At 27.5% G+C, this 24,000-nt stretch carries 19 protein-coding genes and 1 other RNA gene; 1 reads left to right on the plus strand and 19 read right to left on the minus strand.

The window, feature by feature from the left end; all coding sequences use genetic code 11:
• Positions 1-252: 252 nt before the first annotated feature.
• From CDLVIII_RS25715 to CDLVIII_RS25785, 15 genes are all read right to left on the minus strand, one after another.
• Positions 253-486 carry a hypothetical protein gene (locus CDLVIII_RS25715; RefSeq protein ID WP_009172415.1) on the minus strand — a complete coding sequence of 78 codons (234 nt, stop codon included), beginning with the start codon at positions 484-486 and terminating at the stop codon, positions 253-255.
• A gap of 108 nt (positions 487-594) precedes the next feature.
• Positions 595-1,854, minus strand: coding sequence for an McrC family protein (locus CDLVIII_RS25720; RefSeq protein WP_009172416.1), 1,260 nt, complete (start codon positions 1,852-1,854; stop codon positions 595-597).
• On the minus strand, positions 1,847-3,040 hold the full coding sequence (locus tag CDLVIII_RS25725; RefSeq protein ID WP_083825390.1) for an AAA family ATPase: 1,194 nt from the start codon (positions 3,038-3,040) through the stop codon (positions 1,847-1,849). The genes CDLVIII_RS25720 and CDLVIII_RS25725 overlap by 8 nt, the downstream gene beginning before the upstream one ends.
• A complete protein-coding gene (locus CDLVIII_RS25730) occupies positions 3,037-3,765 on the minus strand; it encodes a hypothetical protein (protein ID WP_035301931.1) in 729 nt (242 codons plus the stop codon). Before CDLVIII_RS25730 ends, CDLVIII_RS25725 begins: the two co-directional genes overlap by 4 nt.
• Before the next feature lie 65 nt (positions 3,766-3,830).
• Complete coding sequence (locus CDLVIII_RS25735) at positions 3,831-5,423, minus strand: DUF6119 family protein (protein ID WP_009172418.1); 1,593 nt, start codon at positions 5,421-5,423, stop codon at positions 3,831-3,833.
• A gap of 352 nt (positions 5,424-5,775) precedes the next feature.
• Positions 5,776-6,204 (minus strand): hypothetical protein, encoded by a 429-nt coding sequence (locus CDLVIII_RS25740; RefSeq protein WP_144005393.1) that lies wholly within the window; start codon positions 6,202-6,204, stop codon positions 5,776-5,778.
• A gap of 14 nt (positions 6,205-6,218) precedes the next feature.
• The gene (locus CDLVIII_RS29495) at positions 6,219-7,274 is read right to left on the minus strand and encodes a ThiF family adenylyltransferase (RefSeq protein WP_009172420.1); all 1,056 of its coding nucleotides are present in this window, start codon (positions 7,272-7,274) and stop codon (positions 6,219-6,221) included.
• Positions 7,275-7,740: 466 nt separating this feature from the next.
• Complete coding sequence (locus CDLVIII_RS25750) at positions 7,741-9,318, minus strand: hypothetical protein (protein WP_009172421.1); 1,578 nt, start codon at positions 9,316-9,318, stop codon at positions 7,741-7,743.
• Positions 9,315-10,025 (minus strand): ABC transporter ATP-binding protein, encoded by a 711-nt coding sequence (locus CDLVIII_RS25755; protein ID WP_035302572.1) that lies wholly within the window; start codon positions 10,023-10,025, stop codon positions 9,315-9,317. The genes CDLVIII_RS25750 and CDLVIII_RS25755 overlap by 4 nt, the downstream gene beginning before the upstream one ends.
• 201 nt (positions 10,026-10,226) lie before the next feature.
• Entirely contained in the window at positions 10,227-11,033 is an 807-nt protein-coding gene (locus tag CDLVIII_RS25760) for a TraX family protein (protein WP_009172423.1), read from the minus strand.
• Positions 11,034-11,252: 219 nt separating this feature from the next.
• Positions 11,253-12,626 (minus strand): radical SAM protein, encoded by a 1,374-nt coding sequence (locus CDLVIII_RS25765; protein WP_009172424.1) that lies wholly within the window; start codon positions 12,624-12,626, stop codon positions 11,253-11,255.
• A 29-nt stretch (positions 12,627-12,655) separates the two neighbouring features.
• A complete protein-coding gene (locus tag CDLVIII_RS25770; protein WP_009172425.1) occupies positions 12,656-13,504 on the minus strand; it encodes a PqqD family protein in 849 nt (282 codons plus the stop codon).
• Positions 13,504-13,998: a hypothetical protein gene (locus CDLVIII_RS25775; protein ID WP_009172426.1), complete on the minus strand. Its 495-nt coding sequence runs from the start codon at positions 13,996-13,998 to the stop codon at positions 13,504-13,506. Before CDLVIII_RS25775 ends, CDLVIII_RS25770 begins: the two co-directional genes overlap by 1 nt.
• A 5-nt stretch (positions 13,999-14,003) precedes the next feature.
• Positions 14,004-15,029, minus strand: a complete 1,026-nt coding sequence (locus tag CDLVIII_RS25780; RefSeq protein ID WP_009172427.1) for a radical SAM protein — start codon at positions 15,027-15,029, stop codon at positions 14,004-14,006.
• Positions 15,030-15,544: 515 nt separating this feature from the next.
• Positions 15,545-16,900: a radical SAM protein gene (locus CDLVIII_RS25785; protein ID WP_009172429.1), complete on the minus strand. Its 1,356-nt coding sequence runs from the start codon at positions 16,898-16,900 to the stop codon at positions 15,545-15,547.
• Between the two features lie 335 nt (positions 16,901-17,235).
• Here CDLVIII_RS25785 and CDLVIII_RS25790 point away from each other — a divergent pair, with 335 nt between their 5' ends.
• Positions 17,236-18,708 (plus strand): IS66 family transposase, encoded by a 1,473-nt coding sequence (locus tag CDLVIII_RS25790; protein WP_009172430.1) that lies wholly within the window; start codon positions 17,236-17,238, stop codon positions 18,706-18,708.
• Between the two features lie 539 nt (positions 18,709-19,247).
• Here CDLVIII_RS25790 and ssrA read toward each other — a convergent pair.
• The 4 genes from ssrA to CDLVIII_RS25805 form a co-directional block, all read right to left on the minus strand.
• Positions 19,248-19,603, minus strand: a transfer-messenger RNA (tmRNA) gene (ssrA, locus tag CDLVIII_RS30290).
• Positions 19,604-19,728: 125 nt separating this feature from the next.
• Entirely contained in the window at positions 19,729-21,234 is a 1,506-nt protein-coding gene (locus CDLVIII_RS25795; RefSeq protein WP_009172431.1) for a SpoIIE family protein phosphatase, read from the minus strand.
• A gap of 472 nt (positions 21,235-21,706) precedes the next feature.
• The gene (locus CDLVIII_RS25800; RefSeq protein WP_035301933.1) at positions 21,707-21,991 is read right to left on the minus strand and encodes an STAS domain-containing protein; all 285 of its coding nucleotides are present in this window, start codon (positions 21,989-21,991) and stop codon (positions 21,707-21,709) included.
• Positions 21,992-22,001: 10 nt separating this feature from the next.
• On the minus strand, positions 22,002-23,987 hold the full coding sequence (locus CDLVIII_RS25805) for a methyl-accepting chemotaxis protein (RefSeq protein WP_009172433.1): 1,986 nt from the start codon (positions 23,985-23,987) through the stop codon (positions 22,002-22,004).
• Between the last annotated feature and the right edge of the window lie 13 nt (positions 23,988-24,000).

A 24,000-nucleotide genomic window follows, 5' to 3' on the forward strand; every position in this document is an offset into this window, starting at 1 on the left:
ATTCAAGTCCTGCCTGCATTACCAGTCACATGCCTGATATTTATATACATTTTATGTTATGAATGAAGTATAACACGAACTAAAGTAAACGTCAACATTTTTACAAATTATTTTTCATCATGTGTTAAATTATTGTGATACTACCCGTGACAATAAAAAAACGCGACCACCTGTAAGCATCTATTCAAGCCACATACAAATGGTCGTTGGTTTCATGGTGGAGGCGATACGTGACCTTTAAAATCCACCATATCATATAATTGATTTAATATATCTTTTTAATTTAGAAATTAAATCTAATCTTATCATTTCATTTTGTATAGCATTTTTTATATAATTTTGATCCAATAATACCATTCCAATGTTTTTATCATAGTTAGCTACTGTTATACCTTTAAAAATTATATTCTTACTTTCATCTTTTATACATATATTAACTTTATACTTTCCTTGATTTTTTTCAAGAATACTGAATTCATAATACATTCTAAATTATCGCCTTTACTTTTTAATAAAATCTTCTTCAATTTAATAGTTAAAATTTAGCATAATAATAAAATATCCACTATTTCAGAAAAATACTATTTAGAAATCCTATATATCTAAAATTATCTTTGTTAAATCCTCCACCGTATTATTGCATTCATCTAATCTTATAGTTTTTATTTCAATACTCTTGTCCTCACAGCCTAATAAGCTCCATTTCGGATATTCCTTTTCTCTAACTAATGAAGGATATAATAATACAACTCTCTTTGCTTCCTTATATGAATTTATATATGCATACATCTGATATATATCAGTGTTTTTATATGAAAGTCTAGAATTATGCTCTATAGACTTCCATTTTGTATCTATGATTACGGTTGGAATATTGTTTTCTTCAATGACTATATCTGGTATTAAGTTAAATTCCTCATTCCTTGTTTTTTTATTAATCAGAAGATAATTTCTATCGTCTTGTTGTATGGCTTTTTTATTATTATTTATACTTATCATTTTTACTAATTTCCAAATATACTTTTCATATAACATATTCATTTCAAATAACATAGAAAAGCCTTGATTATTCCCAATAGCATTTTCATTGCTAATATTAAGTAAAATAAATTTTGCAAGTTCTAAGCATTCCGAGAATCTTTTATTTTGTTTACTTATCTTGTATTTACTAACCATATTCTTATTAATTGGAATTGTACTAATATTACTTAAATGAAAAATTGCTTTCTTAATTTTATTAATAAGTGTATTATCTTGAACCTTATTTATTCCCTTCATACAGGCTAATTTAAAAATATGATTCAAGTTATTATCCTCACTGTATTCTCCGTAACTACAGAATACCTTTGGTTTTCTAATGCATTTATTTTTAATATTTTCCTTAAATAATATTTTTCCTTTTATACTGCCTAAATTTTCTTCTTTATTAATATACTCATGATAAAGCCCCTTATTTATCTCCTTTAATAACACGCTAATATATTTATTTAAGATTAATTCTAATAAGTTATAGTTCGCATTTGTAGAATCTATTGCTTTATCTAAATTAATTTCTAAATCCATGCATTTTGAAAGCATATGTAACAACATTTTTTTATCTTTGTTAATATCATTGTTTAATGATATTTTAGGAATAACCTCTATGATTACATTTTTTATCTTTATAATTCCTACATAATTAATAAATCTAATTTTATTATATTTTTGTTCAATAATATCACTATCATTAGATTTAGATACAGTAGTTTCTAAATACTTTATCAATGAATTTTTATCACTAATACTTAATTCTTTTTCCCCATTTCCAATATGAATCCATTCAAAAGCTTCTCTAACGCATATATATTTATTCATATATACTCTTTATATCTGCTTCAGTTATATCGCTTTTTACATGATATTTATTTATTGTATTAAAGTCATATTCGGAAGTGTCTTTAAATAAGTCGTTTGGATTCATGGATTCTTTATATACAATAAACTTATCAATCTCAGAATTACCTATTCCCCCTAAAACTAAGCCAATCCTATCATAATCTTCATAAAAATATTCTTGTAGTAAAGGAATAATTTTATTAGTTAGCGTTTCTTTTATATCCTCTAAATTTTTATTATTAATAAAATATGCATGTCCAATTGTATGATCCCTGTCATGTAAGTATTCTATTCTAGCATTAATCTTTTTGAGCATTTCTTTTAAGTCTATTCCATCAATTATACCCAATAATTCTGCATTTGGCATAATCTCAATAAACTTAAATCTTCTTCTTAGTGCAATATCAATCGGTGCTATAGATTTATCAGATGAATTCATTGTTCCAATTATATGTAGATTAGGTGGTAAAGTGAAATCTTCTTTAGAATATGGTAACTTTAATCTCATTTCATTTTCGTTTCCTAACCTCTTATCTTCTTCTAATAAAGTTATCAACTCACCAAATATTTTTGATATGTTACCTCTATTAATTTCATCTATAACCAATACATATTGTTCACCACAAAAGAAATCAAACTTAGAACTATCATTTATGTGCTTTAATACAAGTTTCTTTTTCTCTTCATGAGATACATCATTAATCTTATTATTTGCTTTTTCTAACAACTCTGCTTTAAACTCATAAAGTAATCCCTCAAATATTGCATCTACAGTTATTTGTTTTAATAAACCATCTTCTAATTTATAATTTCCTTCATCATCCGGTCTTAATCCCTCTATAAATTCTTCATACCCATATGATTGATGAAATGTGCAAATTCTAACTTGATTATCAGCTTGCAAAGTTGCTATTTTATCATGTATATTATTTCTATCATTCTTAAATTCTATATATGTAGCTGTATCTATAATTTTTAATACTTCATTATCAATATTATATGTTTTACCTGTTCCTGGTGGGCCATAGAATATCGTATTATTATAGTTTCTAATACATTTATTTATTATATTTTTCCAAGAAGCATTCTTAGAATAACTTTTAATACTAATGATTGAACCATATTCATATTTCTTATTTTCTTTAGATATTATATCTAAAACTATTCTATTTTTTTATCTATAGAAATATCTCTAATTTTCCCTATAACTCTTGTAACTCTCACTTCATCTCTCGTAGAAATAAATTCTCCAAGTAAAAAATCATTTTTAGAATATTTTTTTATTTCATCTAAATAATCTTTATTTTTTATCTTTAAATCACTTAAATCAATTACTAATTCATTTTCTTTTTCCTCAATATGCTCCAAACCAAAGTAAAATATTTTCAAATAAATATTATTATTTTTATCATCTAATTCATCAAATCCCTCTAAATTTCTGAATTCTTTAACTGAATTAGGATTTTTTATTTCATTTATTTTATAACATCTTATTTTATCATAAGCATTTAATAACTTATTTCGTTTCTTTATTAATCTAATAGGTAATATATGCCCTATATCATTTTTGTACTCATATATATTACTAAGTTCATCATTAACTTCACCAATAATTGTATTATACTCTAAATATCTATTATTATCTTTTTCAACCACTTGCATCCATACCCAAGCTATATAATCGCCTTTGCTTATTTTCACAAATTCATTTAAATAATCTTGAAATTCATGTTTTATTTGCTTTCCTAAATTTATATTCTCTGTAAGATTAATATCCTTTCCTAATCCCATTACCACCTTATTTTCATCAAAATATTTCTTATAATTTTGAGTATAATTATTAGTATCTATTATCCAAAAATTTTTATTTTCTAATGATTCATAATTCATTGTAAACCCCTCTGCAAATATAATTAATTTTAAATCCGTTAAATATAATTGAGTTAATTCCTACTTTATTTAATTATTGGAATTTTAAATAATCGTACATCCATTCCTAATTCTTTAATTCTTTTTACGTGTTGTAACAAATTAACCTTACTAAAGAATGGAATTATTTTTCTAATATCTTCACCTTTATCTGTTGATATGGCATAAACCACTATAGATTTATCGTATGGAAAATTATTTATATTATAGTTTAGATGCTTAAATTTATTATCTATTGAGCTTGTAAGTTTTTCTCTATATTCTGGAACATTTCTTAACAAATCCATAGAAACAGATCCCTGTGCGAAAAGATGACTCAAAGTAGCTGATGATGTTTCCCTCTTCACACATACAAAATGATTTTCTTTTGAAAATAAATCACATACTTCTATTTTACTTTTAGACTTAGGTATTTGGAAATTATCTTTATCCATTAGCATAAAATAATCGTTATTATGCCTCTCGTTATATGAACCTTCACTCTCTCCTTTTTTTATAGGATGTAAAAAACCATCATTCATTAAAGCAATCTTATTTACTTCCTCTTGAATAACCTTATAATAATTTTCTTCGATATAGTACCAATCGTTTAGTGTAAATATATATAACTTTTCTTCAAACTTGATTTCATAAACAATAAATTCCTTGATACTTACAGTTGTTGTTACTGGAGTTCCGAATTCATCCAACCCAACCACTTTTACTTTTTCATAATTTTCATATTTGTTTATATTAAGTTCATCTAAAAAATCATATAGTTTTTTTATATCTAAATCTTCAACTTCCTTATGCTTAGAATTATACATTAATTTAAAATTAGTGCATCTTTCGTATTCAATCATGTCAGGGTATGTTAGTATTACCTTTTCATCTCTATCACCAATACTTTCCCATAAGCACATAAATAATGTATTTTTTAATTCTTTACTCTTAATTAGCTTCATATTATCTATAAAATCAAATTCCTCTTTATAATCCTCACTTTGATATAGATCTAACAACTCTCTACATTTGTCTCCTAAAATTTCAAACCTAATATCACTATCCAAGTTCAAAGAAGCTGTTCCCCTTAAATTTTTTCCAATTTTCTCTACCTTACTTTTTCCTGATACCAAATTAATAATATCTTGTTGAAAATCAAACTCAAACTCATCAATTCTGCTGCCTTTATTAATATGTATTCTTTTTTGTCTTGTTTTTATATCAATATTTCTCACATCCACTGCTTTTAATTCTGATGGATTAACGCAGTTCAATGTTACCTTTAGTCCAAAATCACTCTCTAACTTATCTTTATTAATCCCTGTAAATCCCATTCCACCGGTAATCCCAAAGAAATATTCATTGTCATTTTTATAAATTTTTAAAATGATTATAAATGAATTTACAGTGTTTTTTAATTCAGCCTTATCTAAAATTTCAGCATCGTTCTCTAAAAATTTTAACCATTTAGGCTCTTTTGTCTTATTCCTTTGAATAAATACCTTAGTTTCAAAGTTTAATTTTTCATTTGTTATTTTTAATTCTTCAAAATTGTTACTAGCGGTTACCTTTTTACTAATAATGGTATCCTCAAACTTCTTTACTGTGCTTTTAAATAAATAATATGTTAACTTCACTTTTCACCCTCCTTATCCCATATAATACATTATATACTATATTTTAAATAACTTTTAACTTTTTCACTATATTTTTATATTATATTAGACGTTTCTTTTTCATGTTTAGATTCTTCCTCATAAAATGAATATATTATGTTTGGTACTAAAATATAATGCTTTATGAAAAATAAACAACCCACAAAAATCCAAAAATTAGATTTTGTGAGTTTGATTGTAGCACTACCCGTGACAATAAAAAACACGACCACCTGTAAGCAGCTATTTAAGCCACATACAAATGGTCGTGGATTTTATGGTGGAGGCGAGGCGTGACCTTTGAAATTCACCATTTTTCTTAAATATTATAAAATTATTTATTTGCATTAAGTCTACGTTGTTTAAAAAATGCATATAAAGTTGACGGTCTATACCAATATTTAATTATATCTAATATAGTATAATCATCTTTTTTCCACCATTTTTCATTTATTTCTGCGCCATCTACGTCCCACACAGGAATAATCATCCATTTCTTATTTCCACCATTCTGAATCTCTAAAGCTAAATCTAATACATTATTTATTATTATCTGAGATAATGGTTCATTAGGATGTGGGAAACCAAGAAACATAGCATTTATATCCATATTATATATTTCAAATAATATAATATCCTTATTATTTCGTGATTTTCCAATTATATATTTCTTATAATTTAACTTTGATTCCAATAACTTTTTATCTATTTTTTTTAAATATTTATCTATAGACATAAACATACTTATCAATTCCTTTTTCATAAATTTTAACCTAATTATTTGCTACATATGGTACATTCATTATTTTTGTGCCATGGTGTTAGTTCCATTTTAAAATTAATTAAATCAACCATTAGTGTTGATCCAATTAATTTCGAATCAGTAAAACCTGAAATATATTTTATTATTTCTGATGTAGCTATACTAGCAATGCAATTACAAAGTGGTCCAAATGATGGAATTATTCTATCTGAATTTATAGACATATCATTAATATTCTTATTAATATTCTTATTAATACTACTATCAATACATTTTAAACATGCAGTTTTATGAGGAATGATAAATGGTCCAATCATACCAACATATTCAGAAAATCCTGCAAAAAGAATAGATTTATCATTTCTAACGCATACGTTATTTACTATATTCCTAGTTGGCTTATCCATTGTACATAATACTAAATCGCATTCTTTAATTATTGGTTCTAAGTTATCTTCATTATTTATATATATATTAATAGTTTTTATATCTGCATTTAAATTAACTTCTAATAAATTTCTTTTTGCTGCATCTGTCTTTAAACTACCAACATCACTATTTTTAAATAATAATTGTCTATGCAGATTTGTATATTCTACTGTATCTGAATCAACTAATGTTAATTTATTTATGCCTGCTTTTATAAGTTGATTTGCTACATTACATCCTATTGCTCCAACTCCTAAAATAACTATTCTCTTCTCTTTCATTACTTTTATCATACTAGTAGCTTTGGAAAAACTATTGAACATAGAAAAAAATAATACCTGCCTATTAAATAATTCATTGTGTAATATATCACAGTAATCAGAATAATCAACCAAATATCTTTCATTTAGTAGACAATTAACTGTCTCATTAATGTTCTGTCTATCAATTCTACTTTCTAAAACACACAAATTTATCAATTTATTAACATCAACAGGCTTTATACACTGTTTCAATAAAAATATTAAATTTTTATCAATTCCTTCTATTATTTTTCCTGTTACTGGCAAATTACCAAGACGTATGCCATCATGATTTTTATCTATATGCAAAGGTAAAGTTGGATTTATAATTACTTTCATATTAATTTCTCCTTTATACTACCTATCAATATTAAAAATCAACAGGCAATACTCAAATTACCTGTTGATTTTCAAACATTGACTAACAGTTTTGATCTACATGACATGTAGTTTGTACATTTTCTACTTTTTTAACTGATATCTTCATAATTTCACCTTCCTTGTTAAAATTACTGCTATAATTCTAGCAAAAGAGGCCTACATTTATCTATCCGTTAATTTTTTTACGCTTACCTTTACACGAATATTTAGACATAAAAATACACCTCAATATGATAGATATTTAGTCTAACATTTGGGGTACACTTTATTATTATGCTGGCTATTTTTTATACATTATTTTACAATTTTTTAATACGATATTTTCTGAAGCGCTTACTGCATATGGCACTTCTTCTTGTTTAAATTACTATAATAATTTTCTAAAGACAGATTCTGCTTTCGCTAGACGTTAAATCTTTTACACTTACACATATATTTTTTTATTAACTAATTTCTTATATATGATTGCTGATATTATTGTAATTATAATAATAGTTAAAATTGAAATTATTAAATTGTATTTATTAAAAGCTAAATATAAAACCATTGGAATAAATGCTGAAGCTATCCCTATGCCCATCACAATCAAAACTGATATCGAACCTTTTACTGCATTATATTCGCTAGTCCAATCGTATCTACAAAATTTCACATCCATACCCATTCCTAATATAGAAATATAAAATGCATAAGCAATAGGAATTATAAATATAAATATACTTTCTATAAAGCTTGAATCTAATGCAATGCATTGTAATATAGAACTTACTACTATAACTGGCAAAGTAGTTGTTAAGTTTACTGCAATCTTTGACTTAAAAATTTGTTTAGAACTTACTGGTAAAGAAGCCATTATCCAACGACTTTTTCCTTCTAAAGATAATGCTACTGAGGTCGTAGATGATAATCCAACCAATAACGCACTAATAAATGGAGCTGCTTTTATACCAGAATCATAAATTAATTTCATTTGGCCTGCCAATTGTAAATTAACTTTACCTATAATCAACAGTGCTATTGAAGTTATAATTAACAAAACTAAACATATTGAAGAATTAAGTGCGTAGATTGTACATGACAAAAACCTTCTAAGTTCTTTTTTATACATAGCCATAAATACAGAATTCTTTTTTATTTCACCTAACTTAAAGTTACTTTTTGATCCATTAGAAGAAACAGCTGTATTAATTTTAGTATAATAATTCGCTAATATCATTACAAATATTCCAGCTATACTTACTGAAATAATTGAATATGCTCCAAAATGAAACCAACTACCTTTTAAAAGTGCAGTTGTAATTATATATGCTAAAGGATATATATGATTTATTAGATTAGCTATAGTTATTCCAATAGTCTCTATCGCCACTTCTCCTTGCGCCTCAAAAATTCCCAATACGATGATAAATACAAGAACTACTAATGTACTAAATATTAAAGATAATATATTCTTATTTTTAAATTTACTAGAAAAAATTGTGATTACTGTACTCAATGCTATTGCAATAATCATAGGAATTAACGGAGACAAAAATAATGTAAATAATATCATAATATAAAAAGAAATAGGTTCATTTAATAAATTTCCAAAAAATATACTAGCTGGTGCAAGTGCAATAACCCCAATAAGAATATTGAGTATATACACACTAGTTAAACGACTTAAAACTACTTGTGTACTAGTTACTGGCAAAGACATAACCATATCATAGTCATTAACACCAAAGAGCATATTACTACCTTTAATAAAAGTAAAAAATAAAGTAATTAAAAATGAAATTGTTAGCATAAAGGATGGTAAAATATCAATAAGTCCTAACCTTATGCAAGTTCTAACAAATAAAGTGCTATATACCAACATAAATGCAAATAATATAAGTGAAAAGCTCCCTATAAACACTATATGATTTCTTTCTTTTTTTACTTTACTATGAATCATTCTGTTAATGCCAAACAAATTATAAAGTTGCATCTTAGTTAAAAGTGTATATCTACCTTTCATTTTTCTTCCTCCTTTAGGAAAATTTCTTCAAGGCTATCATTCCCTAAAATTTCCTCAGTATTTCCATTTAACACTTGTTTACCTTGTTTTATTATTACAATTTTATTACAAAGCTTTTCTGCAACATCTAGCACATGAGTTGAGAAAAAAATTGCACTTCCCTCTGCACATAATTCTTTCATCATATTTTTTAATTGAAACGCTGCTTTAGGATCAAGCCCTACAAACGGCTCATCTAGAAGTAATAACTTTGGTTTGTGTAAAAACGCAGCAATTATAGCAAGTTTCTGCTTCATCCCATGAGAATATGAACTAATTAAATCACCAAGATTTTTAGTTATTTCAAATAAATCTGAATATTTTTCAATCCTCTTCTTTCTAATTTCTATATCTACATTAAACATATCTCCAATATAATTTAAATATTGAATACCTGTAACATATTCATATAAATCAGGATTATCCGGAATATATGCTAAAACAGATTTACATGCTATAGGATCTTCTTTTATTGAATTGCCATTTATCAGTATTTCACCCTTTTCAAAGTCCAGTACTCCCACCACGGACCTAATTGTAGTTGTTTTTCCTGCTCCATTATGCCCTATAAAACCATAAATATCTCCTGATTCAACTATTAAATTAAAATTTGATACTGCCTCTTTGTTCTTTAAATACATTTTTGAAAAATTCTTAATTTCCAAAATTTCATTCTTCATAATACCCTCCTAATTGTTAAAATATATACCATATTTAATTAAAAATAAAAACATTTGTATCGATTATATATATATATGTGTTAATTATACTATACCATTTCTTTAATTAAATTTTTAAACCAGCAACAATCATAACTTAATCATTGCTGATGTGTAATTTATGATGATATATTAAAATTCGCCTTAATTTTAGATAATATTGGAAAGTATAAATATTACTCCTATATGTAATGGATAAAATATATAGAATAGAAACTTTAATCCTTTTCCTTTTTCTCCATTATATAATAATAAAAATGGTACTGTAATTATCATTATCCATTGATAATTTACAAAAAATAAATTACTCATAGTCATTCCTATAAGCGCTGTACTAGTAAATTCAAATAACGAATATAAACAATACATAATTGTAAGTTTCTTTTTGTTACTTCTAAATAAATACATTCCCACTCCTAATATAATCCATTGAAAGCCACCATCACAATAAATAAAATTAGGTAAAAAATTTGTGATGCACTCACACTTTGATGTATATTCAATCAATGAGCTTTGACTTAAAGTATTAAGTTGATTAATTGGTATAAATAAAATTGTTATTATATATCCTATGATAGTTTGAGTTAGTATAAAACCTACAAATGCTATTATCTTCTTTTTAACAGATAATCCAGAATTAATTATGTATATAAAAACTCCTATTATAAATAATGTTGCAAACATTGAATTCATCAAAGGTTGTTGAGAATTTGGAAATATATTCATTAAAATTATTTCTTCAATTCCTAACACAACTGAAGCCGCATACAAACGAATTATATATTTTTTTCTGGCACTTGTATGAATCATCCCTTGAACTAAACAAAATATAAATATTGGTGCTGCCATTCTACCAATCCATCTAAATTCTATTGGAAATATATCTGGCATATACATATTTAAATGATCAAGTACCATAAAACAAAGTGCTAATATCTTTAAAACAAATATATTCATTTTTTCCCCTCTTACTAAACTTTAGTAATTGCCTCCCCAAAAGAAACTTTGCTTTTATGAGAATATGCAATCTTATATTTCAATAACTTCTACCCTAAAACCAAATTTTTAAAAATACGAAACAAATAGAAAATATTTCTCAGTTTGCTAGATTTATAATCAGTATTAATTATCTCTGACTCAACTCTCAGCTTTTAGATTCCTACTTAAACTTTTAACTTATTCAAGTTCCAACTTCTTAAAAAGCACTAGAGAATGGCTCAATTTTGTTAATTTTATAATACGTTCTTCAACTCTTTTTACTTCATCCTTTGAAATCTTAGGATGTACTTTGTAAAATATTTCTTTACTACTAACCCATAAAGGATCATCATATATTGTCTCATCCACATCAATGTTATATTTTTCTCTTTGACTCCATAAATCTGATGGTAACATTAAAAGCCAATTTAAATTACAAACTACTTTATACCTTTGAGCTATATATTGAACAGTATCTAATGTCTTATTAATATCTGCTTCATCCTCCCATGGGAATCCAATTATGAAAGATAAGAAAATCTTATTTGCAAAACTAGTTATATGCATAATTTCAAGTGATTTACAAAGCTGTGCTACTGTAATGCCTTTTCCTACTAACTTAAGTCCCTCATCATATCCACATTCAACCCCAATTTGCATTCCAGAAATCATATCTTTAGGAATATTATAAAATAAATCGCCTTTAATAATATTCGATACCCTAACTTCTATAAAGTACTTTATTTTTGTTCCATATTTCTCAAATAATCTATGAAATATTTTAGCTGCTCTTTTCGTATCTATCGAAAAACAATCATCTACAAATAAAACGTGGTCAATATCTTCTAAATTTATTATATTCTCCACTAAGTTATCAACCCTATCAACTACGTTTTCAGGCGAATACCCTCTCCAATTATTCCTATGTGGAATTGAACAAAATACGCAACTAAATGCACATCCTCTTGAGGATTCAACCGGGTAAACTTTATATACTCCTTTTTGATACATCAATGAATAATCTGGCTGTTCACAAGTTTCTAGGAATTCTACTGGCAAACTTTTCGCTGATTTATTTATCTTGATCCTACCATTTTTTTTATATGACAGATTTTCTATATAATCTAGTGATTCACCTTTTTCTAGACAGCTTACTAGCTCAGGAAATGTCTTTTCACCTTCACCTCTCATAACAAAATGTGCCCCTGTTGTATTTAGTGCATATTCATCAAAAATTGTTGGATGCAAACCACCTAATGCTATTAATAAATTAGGGAATTCCTTTGATAAATTATTAATAATTATTTTTGATATTCCCCAATTAAATGTATTAACTGAAAATGCTACCAAATCTATACCCTCAAGCTTTTCTGATAATAACTCAAAACTTTTTTGTGGTAGCTCCTCTTCTCCATTAAGCTCTAGATATTCAGAAGGATCTACAATTTTCACATTGTTACCAGCATGTCTTAAAACAGTCTCTAAAACATATAAAGCCATTGGAGGTGCTTCCCAAAGTTCAAATTTTTTTTTTGCAACCATTGCTGGAACAAAAGTTAATAAAATATTCATATTTTCCTCCAATCTCTAAGTAGTCTTTACTAGTATTTGATTAACTTTTCCATAATTATATTTCTTCCCTTATTACATTGATTTTTACTAAATCCTAATGAACTAAGGAAATCTATTTTTCCATTTTCACTTGACAACTCTATTTGGAAAAACAATCTATCAGTTCTTGCTTTTAAGCTATTAAGGTTAATAAATGTCATACTCCATTTTAATAATTCTCCTAAGTTTTCTTTTACAAATTCTATATCATCATCTAAAATGAGAATATATTCTATATTAAAGCCTAAAAGTTCTTTACCTGTTAGATAAGAGTATACTGGTGTATATGCTATTGAAAATTTTAACTTGTCATTATCATAACAATCAAAATATAATGTTCCTAAAAATTTAATTCCTTTTTCTAAATAAGGTTTACTAAACTTAACAAGTTTATTATAATGAGAATTAAATATATATCTACTATGCTCATCTTTTAATCTTTTAATTATTTCTTGAAATATTGGAACTTTATACTCAACACCTATCTTAGGGGAATACATATATAAAGAACTAAAAATATTTTTCTTATCCTTCCACTCAACTACCGTATTATTCCATAACTCATAAAAAGTTATTAGAATATCATTTTTCAAATTAATCTTTTCAACATCATATATATTAAATAGTATATCTATAATTTCGCTTATTGAATTTTCTCCATTACAATATTTTAGAATTTCATAAGCAACCTCACTTAAGTAAATAACATCATAATTAGATAAAACTAATTGATAGTTACAATTCTTTTCATCAACTACAATTTTTTCCTTTTGAAATATAGGATAATAATTATTTAAATCTTTATCTTTTAACTTATCTAAAAATTGCTTATATTCCATTAACGCTCCTCCCTTTCATAATATAATCTATATAATATCCTATTATTTTCTTCTTTATTACTATTGATAACTAAATCCTTTTCAAATCCAATGCCTTTTATATTATCTAAATTTATCTTATCACTTTGGCAGTTTAAGATATCTAATTTAATACGTGACCATGAATAAAAAGAATATTCCTTTTTTATTTTGTTGATTGTATCAGATAAAAACTTTATATTTTTCGTATTAAACGCCCAAATGGTAATTTCACTTTCATCCTCTTCCAATTCAGGAACTTTGTATATTATAAAGTCAGCATTCTCCTCTTTCCCATCCTTAAAAATTAAAATTTTATAATCAAATAGTAATCTTCTAAGACTGGTTTCATCAAATGACTTTAAATCCATTTCAAAACTAATAAAATAGTCATCATTTTTTTCTAATTTTTTTGATTTTATTAACTTGAAAGCTTCTTCTACCTCTGAATATTGCACTACTTCAATATCTTCCATTATTCTCACCACCCCAACTCTAACAGTAATTTCTTTGTTTTTTCTTCATAGTTATCATTTAATAAATCCAAATCTATATTTTTATCAAGGTAAATTTCAGGTAATCCAATACGACTTAAATCCATATCATCTACTGAATGAATTTTAGATATAATAGCTTTTAAAAATTCATTATCCCATACATCTTTTAATCCAGCATCCATATATTGTTTTATAGAAGCTTTCTTTACATTTCCAAATGCTATTGGTAAATATGGTGATATTAAAATATCTCCATATGCATTAACTGCAACATGAATGTTAGATTTTTTTACTCCATCAATAAATCTTAAGTGCTCTAATGGATCTCCCCATTCAATGGTAAAGTTTTGATTTATATATTGAATCTTCTTTTTATCTAATATACTTTTATATTTAATAAAGCCATTATAATCTAAAAGATAATCATTTAAATTTTTCTTAGCTCTTCCTAAAGACATAGCTGGCTGTATCCTAAAATTTGAAATTCCCAAATTATATGCGTTATCTATAGCATTGCCCAGATCTTTTATATTTTTTTCCGTTGGAACAAATGCAGTTTCCACATTAATTCCATTTTTAACCAAATTATCAACTGCTTGTATTGCTCTTTCATAACTTCCTGGCATATTTCTCATCCAATCATGTTCTTCAGAGTTAGCGCCATCAATACTAATTTGTACACTTTTTATACCATTCTCAGCTAAATTGTAAGCCACTTCTTCATCTATTAGATACCCATTAGATACTAGGGCTACATTTATTTGATCATTATAATTTTTAACAGTTTTCCCCACTTTGTAAACAATATCTTTTCTTAGAAGTGCTTCTCCACCACAACAACATAAAGAATCGACTCCCAATTCTAAAAATTCATTAACATTTTTTATTATTTGGTCTTCTGTCATTTCTATTAAACCATTATTATGTTCACCACTTGAATTAAAACAGTGTTTACATCTAAAATTACATTTATATGTTATATCAATTTGTGCCGATTTAATTAACTTCATGTAAATTCACCTCATAACTTCAAAATTACTATATATCCCCTATACATCCAAATAATAACTTTGGATGTATAGAGAATATACTCTACATTAGTCTGGTGCAACAACTGCAGCAACAACTACAACGACTGCAACAAGTCCAGCTTCATGAACTCTTTCTTCGCCTAAATGTGTTACTACAGGCTTTTCATATTTCTTTTTTTGCATAATTATCACCTCCTTTCCATTTTTTAGGACTAATCATATTTCTTAACCCTTATATATCAAGACCTTTAAGACCTAAATTTTTTATATCACTCAAATCTCCTAGTATCTTTTATACCTCTTTGGAAACAACAGGCACTGATTATAGATCCAATTTTAATGAAACCTCAGATTACTTTAAGTTTTTTTATTCAATGAGAACCGAATATGAACATTATAATTCTCTAATCTGTATTCACTTTTAAAAGATCAATTATACTCATCTATATATATTTTTTGTCTATCCAATGATTTATCATTTGTTATATTTATTATTATCCATTAAATAGACAAATGCCTCGTTCTTCATATTGCTTTAAATAATCAAATATAAAATCTCTAGCATATCGGTTGACCCTAGGATGAGTTCTCTTAAAAATATATAAATCAGTACTAAAGTTATGATTGTCATAAACGCTTTCATCCAAATCTATACCATACTTCATTCTTTCTTCCCATATTTGTGATGGGAATATCTTTAACCAATTCAAATTTACATTTTTATATCTAAATCTTTCTACAATGCTTGCTGCATAATCAATAGTCTGAATATAATTATCTACAGTTTCCCATGGGAATCCTATAATAAATGAAAAATACACTTTTTTCATTAAATCATACTTTTCAAATAGTTTAATTTTTTCTTCTAGCAATTCTATTGTTAAACCTTTATTAATTGCTTTTAAGCCTTCATTATAGCCACATTCAACTCCAATGGCCACTCTTGTAATTTGTGGATAACTTAGTAGTTCAATTAATTTTTCATTTTTCAAGTCAGATGCTCTTGCTTCAATAGTTAATCTAATATCTTTGTTATTTTCAAATATATGTTGTAAAATCTTAATTGCTCTATCATTATCAACTGTAAAGCAATCGTCTACGATATATACATATGGATGCAAAAAATTTTTCTTATACTTATGTACTATTTTTAATACACGTTCAGCAGCCCAATCAGCATCATAACCAACCCAATTATGCTTATGCGGTATTGAGCAGAATCTACAACCATATCTACATCCCCTTGATGTCTCTATAGGAATTATCCCATACACATCTTTAGGTACATAAGAAAAATTAGGATACGGTAACTCTTTTATCTCTTCTCTATCTAATCTTTCTGCTTCTCCATTTTTAACAATTTGACCACCCTCTTTCCAGACAAGGCCTAACACATTCGCATATTCTCCATTCGTTTCAATTGTATTAACTAACTTAAGCAATGATTTTTCACCATCACCAGCTAGTACAAAATCTGCTTTTGTACTAGCCAATACATATTTATAGAAATAAGTTGGATGTAAACCTCCTACTACGATTTTTTTATTAGGGTAAATTTTTTTAATCACTTTTATAGCTATTACAGTCATAGACCAATTGAAAGTATTGCTTGAAATTGACACTAAATCTGTGTTTTTCAATCTCTTCTTAAAAAAATCAATTAGCTTTTCACAATTCTCATCCTCAACTGGATTTAGTTTCCTTATATAGAATGGATCAATTATGTCAACTTCATGACCATTTATACGTAAAATTTCTCCCAACAAGTATATTGCTGTTGGTGGTATAATTGCCATACCAGGCTTGTCTACCTTGTGATAAACAGGCATACTAATTACCGTTACTTTCATATACAATTCAAGATATTTATAAAATAATATCCTTTCCTCCTTAATAGTGAATTTATTGTATTTTTTAACCTTTTATAAAAATTCTGTAACTATTCAGCTACTTACAATTACATACTTACATAATAATAAAATAAAGTAAATATTTATAGAATAAAACGCATAAAAACATACATAAATGGAAATAATTAATAATTCTATTCTATTTGTAACTATTCAGCTATTAAAGAATTTTAATATAAGTGGTATTATTAATTTCTAAAAACCCTTTCTATTATCATTAGTTTTTGTTATTATAAACACATCTTGTATAAACTAATGATAAGGTGGTGACTTTCGTGAGCGAAGGCAAAATCATTGAAATCTATAACAAAGGAATATCTGAGGTTATAGGTTTGATTAAAGAACTATCCAATCAAATAAAGGAACAAAGTGCAAATATAGATCAGCTTTCTAAGGAAAATAAAGCTTTAAATGAGCGTGTCAAATCGTTAGAAAATCAAGTTAATAAAAATAGTAATAATAGTAGCAAACCACCATCGTCAGATGGTTTCAAAAAGAAAACTAAAAGTCTAAGAACTAAATCTGGTAAAACTCCAGGTGGTCAGAAAGGTCATGAAGGTAAAACTCTTGAACTTAGTGATAATCCAGATGAAATAATAATACATATAGTAGATAAATGTGATATTTGTGGAGAATCCTTACAGGATGTATCTCCGGAAAGACACATTATTCGCCAAGTTGTGGACATACCAGAAATAAAAGTTAAAGTTACTGAGCATAGAGCCGAAGTGAAAAAATGTCCAAAGTGTAGAAGAAAAAATACCGGTAAATTCCCTGATGGAATAACTAATAGTTTTCAATATGGAGAGAAAGTAAAAGCTGTATCAGTTTATTTAACTCAATATCAGCTGATTCCATATAAAAGGGGTTCAGAATTAATTTTTGATATGTTTGGTATTAACTTAAGTCAAGGAACAATGGTTAATTTTAATGATTATTGCCATGAGAACTTAAAAACCGTTGAGGACAATATAAAAAACTCAATAATTAATTCTCAAGGTGCTGTTCATTTTGATGAAACTGGAATATCTATAGATAAAAAACGTCAATGGCTCCACGTAGCTTCCAATGATAGATATACATATTATGAAGCACATCAAAAACGTGGTAAAGAAGCAGTTGATGATATAAATATTCTATCTAATTTTACCGGAACAGCAGTTCACGACTGCTGGAAGACTTATCACCAATATTCTAATTGTGATCATGCCTTATGCAACGCTCACATTTTAAGAGAGTTAAATGGTATATCTGAGTTAGAAAAACAACAATGGGCAGAACCAATGAAAAATCTATTGATAGAAATAAAAAAAGAAGTAAATTTATCTTGGAATACAGCCAATGCTTTAACCTTAGATAAAATTGAAACCTTTGAAAAAAGATATGCTAACGTACTAGCAGATGGCTTCAAAGAAGATTATATTGCAAATAGTGAGTCATACTCCAAAGAGAAATCTAAGAAAAGTACTAGCCTTAATCTACTTAATAGATTAAGTAAATATAAAGACCAAATACTTGCCTTTATGTATGACTTTGATATACCTTTTGATAATAATCTTGCAGAGCGAGACCTGCGCATGACTAAAGTTAAACAAAAAATCTCTGGAACATTTAGAAGTAAAGATGGTGCAAAAGCATTTACTAGAATTCGTGGATATGTATCCACTGTTCGAAAAAATGGATTAAACGCTCTAGATTGTATAAAATCAGCATTTACTTCAAATATTCTAGATCCGACCTTAGTGTAACTAAGATATTTTCATGGGGTATTAGTTAAGTTGATACACTTATTTGTCATATCTAAAATTATACTTACTAAAAATTAAATTACTAGAGCTGAATAGTTACAAAATTCTTATATTTAGAATATACATCCTGTTTTATAGAATAATGCCACTTTTGGCTATTTTTGTCTACAAATTTTAAACAATAAAAAACATATAATGAAAATCTTACCACCCATATGAGATATTTTTTAATAATTAAATATAAATCCAAAATATAAAGGCTCATTTGCAATATTATAAACATACATCAAAGATGAATAATTTTTAAGAGCTTCGCTGACATTATTAAATATACATTTACAAGAGTTATAATCACTCTTATTGTCGTAAAGCAAAAAAGAGAAAAACCGCATCCATCTGAACTTGGTTCTTCTCTATTATCTAAATATTCTATTAAATTTCACACTTATTTATAATCGGCTCATCATTTATAATTCAAAATTATTAGAAAACATAAATAAACCCACGAAAATCCAATAAAATGATTTTCGTGGGTTTATTGGTGGAGGCGAGGGGTGTCGAACCCCTGTCCGAAAGCAGCTGAATTTACCTTTCTCCGAGTGCAGTCTAACTTTTAAGATTCCCCAAAAGCATCGCCATTAGACAAGCTATACTTTCCGGTAGCTTCATAAATACCCCTTTAGCTCAAAGCTTTGCTAAACTTCGTTTCCTACTTAATGACACCAGTTATCCAAGCCGTAGGCAGCAAGGGCTGATGAGTAGCTTTAAACTAAGCTGCTAATGCAAAATTGTCTTCTGCGTTTACATTTAATGCATACTTGATTAACGAGGATACATGCTTCCCTCGACTCGCTTAATAAACCCATCCCACCCCCGTCGAAGCCAAAACGCCCCCATGGTTTAAGATGGTTTAATAACATATTCAATTTTCAAAGAATGTTCATCTTGCATAGTCTATTCTATCTCAATCACTGCATACTGTCAACTGGAACATTGTAACTCAGTTTGAAATGAAACCATTTATTTTATCTCTATTGCAACCATAGTACAATCATCCTTTAGATTTCCAAATTCTAATATGGTATCATCCAAAAACTGATCTATGTAATTTTTAAATTCAAAAATATTTACATCTTTCATATAGTTTTGCACAATCTTATCTTCATCTAATATAAAATCTAATCCGTCGCTAAAAAATATAAACTTATCTCCTTGTTTAAATTTGATAACTTTCTCAGAAAACTCGCTATCTTCAAACATACCCAAGAAAGTTCCTTCAACTATTTCTTCCTGAACTTCATCTCTTTGAAAAATAAATTGATTTATTCCGGCACCAACAGCCTTAAGCTCACCTTTATTAAAATCCATACTAAAACAACATACTGCAATATAATTTTCTTCATAATAATCTATCAATTTTTTATTTAAATTCATCACTATTTCCATTGGTTCATAAGTAGCAGCTATCTCCTGAGCACATAACATATCAAATGCAGATATACTAAGTGCTGCTGAAATTCCCTTCCCCCTGACATCTCCAAGCACTCCAACTATTAAATTTTCATCTATTCTATAAATGCGATAGAAATCACCACTGACTGTCTTAGCTGGCATATATGTTGTAGCAATATTAACTTTATCTTTAGCCGGAAAATCATTTTGCAAAGTCTTTCTTTGAAATTCGGCTGCTTTATTTAATTCTTTCTTAAACTCCGTTATATCCCTTATTATTGCAATAATAGCTGGATTTCCTTCATAAGATATGTAACTATAAGAAATTTGCAGATTTGCTATCTTATCACCTGGGAAAATAAATTCGTAATCTGAGATTTCTTTTAATTTTTTATTTAATAATATATTTCTAAATTTCTTATGTAGAGATTTCACGTACTTTTCCTGAAAATACTTATATATATTACTTCCTATTATTCCAACATGCTTTACATTAAGTAAGTTTAGCAGATTATATGCTTCCTGATTTGCTAAAACAATTAAATTATCCACAATTATAACTACAGCATCTGGTATGCTGTTGATAACTTGTTTATATCTATCTTCACTTTCCTTACGTATTTTATCTAATATTTTCTTTTCTGTAACATCCCTAAGTCTTTCTACAATATATAGTATTTCTCCGTTCTCACCTAAAACTGGACTATAGCAGACATCCATAAATTTATTTAATTCTGGAATATATTTTTCCTTTGATATCATATTTTTATTTTCTACAACTTCTTCAAAGGAACAATCTAAACATCTTTCATTTCTTCCTAAAATTTCATAGCACTTTTTACCTTTAATTTCACTTGGCACTTTACTATAAAAATTATACCCAGCTTCATTAAAAAAACTTATTGTATAATCAGGATTATACACTTTTATTATATCTGGAATTCCATTAAGTACCCCACTTATCTCCTTTTCCAATAGCTGCTGTTCCCTGCTCGTAATAGCATTTGTGACATTATAATTTTTTTCACTTTTCTTCAAATTCAAAGCCTCGGTTCCGTCTTTTTCCTCACACATAAACTAGAAATCCTTTCAACATTACTTATCTTAATTTTTACTACAAAACATATAAACATATAGATAAACAAACTATACATTAGCCTTATTATACAGACTAATTATTCATAGTTGTTGAATTCTTGTGTATGCTTACACCAGAAATTACATACATATTTGTGCAAGAGGCATTTGAAATTGAGCTACTCTAAGGTTCTTAAGTAGTGAACCAAAATCTATGATTTTGTGTGAATCACTTACTCAGTGAACGAATGTGAGTCGAGTTTCCTCTGCAGCTTGTTCCATTTACTGCTTGTCACGAACTTGCTTCGGGAACATGCAGAAATGGTTACAAGCTCCCATTTAGAACCTTCCAGCGAAAATTTCATAAGTCCGCTGGAACAAATATGTATGTAATTTCGGTAAGCCACCACCTAATTCTAAAATCAAAGTTGTTTACCTATAAAGTTGGATATCTATATTTATGTACTAACTAAGGGCATATTTCGAATACTCTATCTAATCTTGTTAATTTGAATAATTTTTCTACTTCAGGTCTTAATGTCTTTAATTTAATGCTTCCACCTTTTTCTACGCACTTTTTATAAATAGATACTAATGCGCCAAGGCCTGTACTATCTATAAAATCACATTGGCTAAAGTTGAAAACAAAATTTTTCTGCCCTTTTTCTATCAACTTATTTATTTCAATTCTAAAGCTTGCTACTTCATCTACAATGAAATTTTTAGGTATATTTATAACTGTACTATTTTCCATCATTATCACCTCATAGTTTAAATCTTTCCACAAGTTTAGTTAATTCTTCAGACATTGCACTTGTCTCCTGCGCTGTTGCTGTGAAATTATTTATTGCATTTGCCTGTTCTTCTGATGCTGAAGATACATTCTCACAATTTTCAGTATTACTTTCAGTTACTGTGGCTATCTCATTGATTAATTTAACAACTTTATCTGAAGATGCAACTTCATCACTTGTGATCTCAAGTATTTCACCAACATGTTTAACTATCTTTTCTATAGCATTTCTTATATCTACAAAAGCTTTATCTGTTTCTGATACTATTCTTACTCCATTATCAACTTCAGCCTTTGCTCTTCCCATTGAACTTACAGCATTTTGTGTTTGCTTAATCATTTCACTAACTAATGTAGCTATTTCCTTTGCTCTATCATTTGTTTCTTCTGATAATTTTCTTACTTCTTCAGCTACAACACTAAAGCCTTTACCATGTTCTCCTGCCCTGGCTGCCTCTATAGATGCATTTAATGCTAAAAGACTCGTTTGCCCTGCAATATCATTTATAGTATTTACTATTCCATCAACTTTAGCAGATAATCCATTTAAAGCTTCAAGTGCTTCTGCTGTCTCCTGGCTTCCACTATTAATAACATTCATTGCCTTTACTGTTTCTTCTACTTTTCCTCTTCCAAACTCAGCCACGTTCATTGTGTTAGTTGCATTTGAAGTTGTTGCTTCAGCTCTATTTTGTGCAAGCTGTACTAAACTTGACAATTGTACTAAAACTGTTGAGATTTCAACTATAGATGCATTTTGTTTTTCTGCATCTTCTGCAACTTGATTTATGGTTGCAGTTATTTCCTCAGTAGTGGCGCTTATTTCTTCTGAAGATGAAGCCATTTCTTCTGAGGCTGCCGTTAATTGCTCTGACGCCTCTAAAACATTTCTGACTATGTGATCCTGATGCCCTATCATGTTATTAAAAGATTTTTCAAGCTCGGCAATTTCATCATTTCTATCTACTTTAGCTTTAACAGTTAAATCTCCTTCTCCTGCAAGCTTCATTAGAGCTTCCAGTTTATTAATAGGATTAATTATTCCTTTAGTTGAATACAAGTATGCTAATAACATAGCTAAAATAATAGATATTAGCATAATGCCAATTGTATAATTTCTAATGCTTAGAGCTGGTGACATATAATCATTATAATCTGCTGTAAGCCCAATTATCCACTTATCAGCTGACTGAAAAACAACGTACTTTTTCACATTATCTGAATTATAAAATCCATCAACAGCCTTTCCATCTTTCACTTGATTAATCATAGAAATTAAATCATTACTTGCACTTTCCTTTAAAATTTTACTTTTATCAGGATGATAGTCATACAATCCGTTTTTATCAGTAATAAATGCATATCCTGTTTGTCCAATTTTTATTTTAGATGCATAATTTGAAATGCTTTCAAAATTTATACTTCCAACTAAAGTTCCAATGATCTTATCTCCATCTTTAATTGGATAAGCTATAGAAATACCTTCATTTCCTGTAGTTCTAGATATTAATACATCACTAACGGTTTCTTCTCCACTAAGTGCCTCTTTTATGTATGCTCTGTCACTTAAATCTACGTCAGGTTCTATTGACTGATTATTAATAACTTCATCTCCTGCTATATCAGTAATAATTAATACTTCCATATTATCTTTGTTTTTATCTTGAACAGTTTTGATATAATTATAGGCCTTTTCCTTATTTTCTGGGCTTAAATTTTTGAGTGCATTATTAATATCTCCATTTAAGCTAGCTACTTCTAAAGTACGTTTTAAAGAATCTATTTTATCATTAATTAAATTTCCTGTACTCAATGCCTGTTCATCTAATTGCTGCTGAACTGATGCTTGTATGGATTTGCTTGACATCTCATATGATATACCTCCTAATACCCCCATTGGTATAGTAATCATACAAAAAAATGCAATCATTAATTTTATTTTTAAAGAAATTTTCACTAGACTTCCTCCT

Origin of the sequence: Clostridium sp. DL-VIII, assembly GCF_000230835.1 — a bacterium.
Taxonomy (GTDB): domain Bacteria; phylum Bacillota; class Clostridia; order Clostridiales; family Clostridiaceae; genus Clostridium.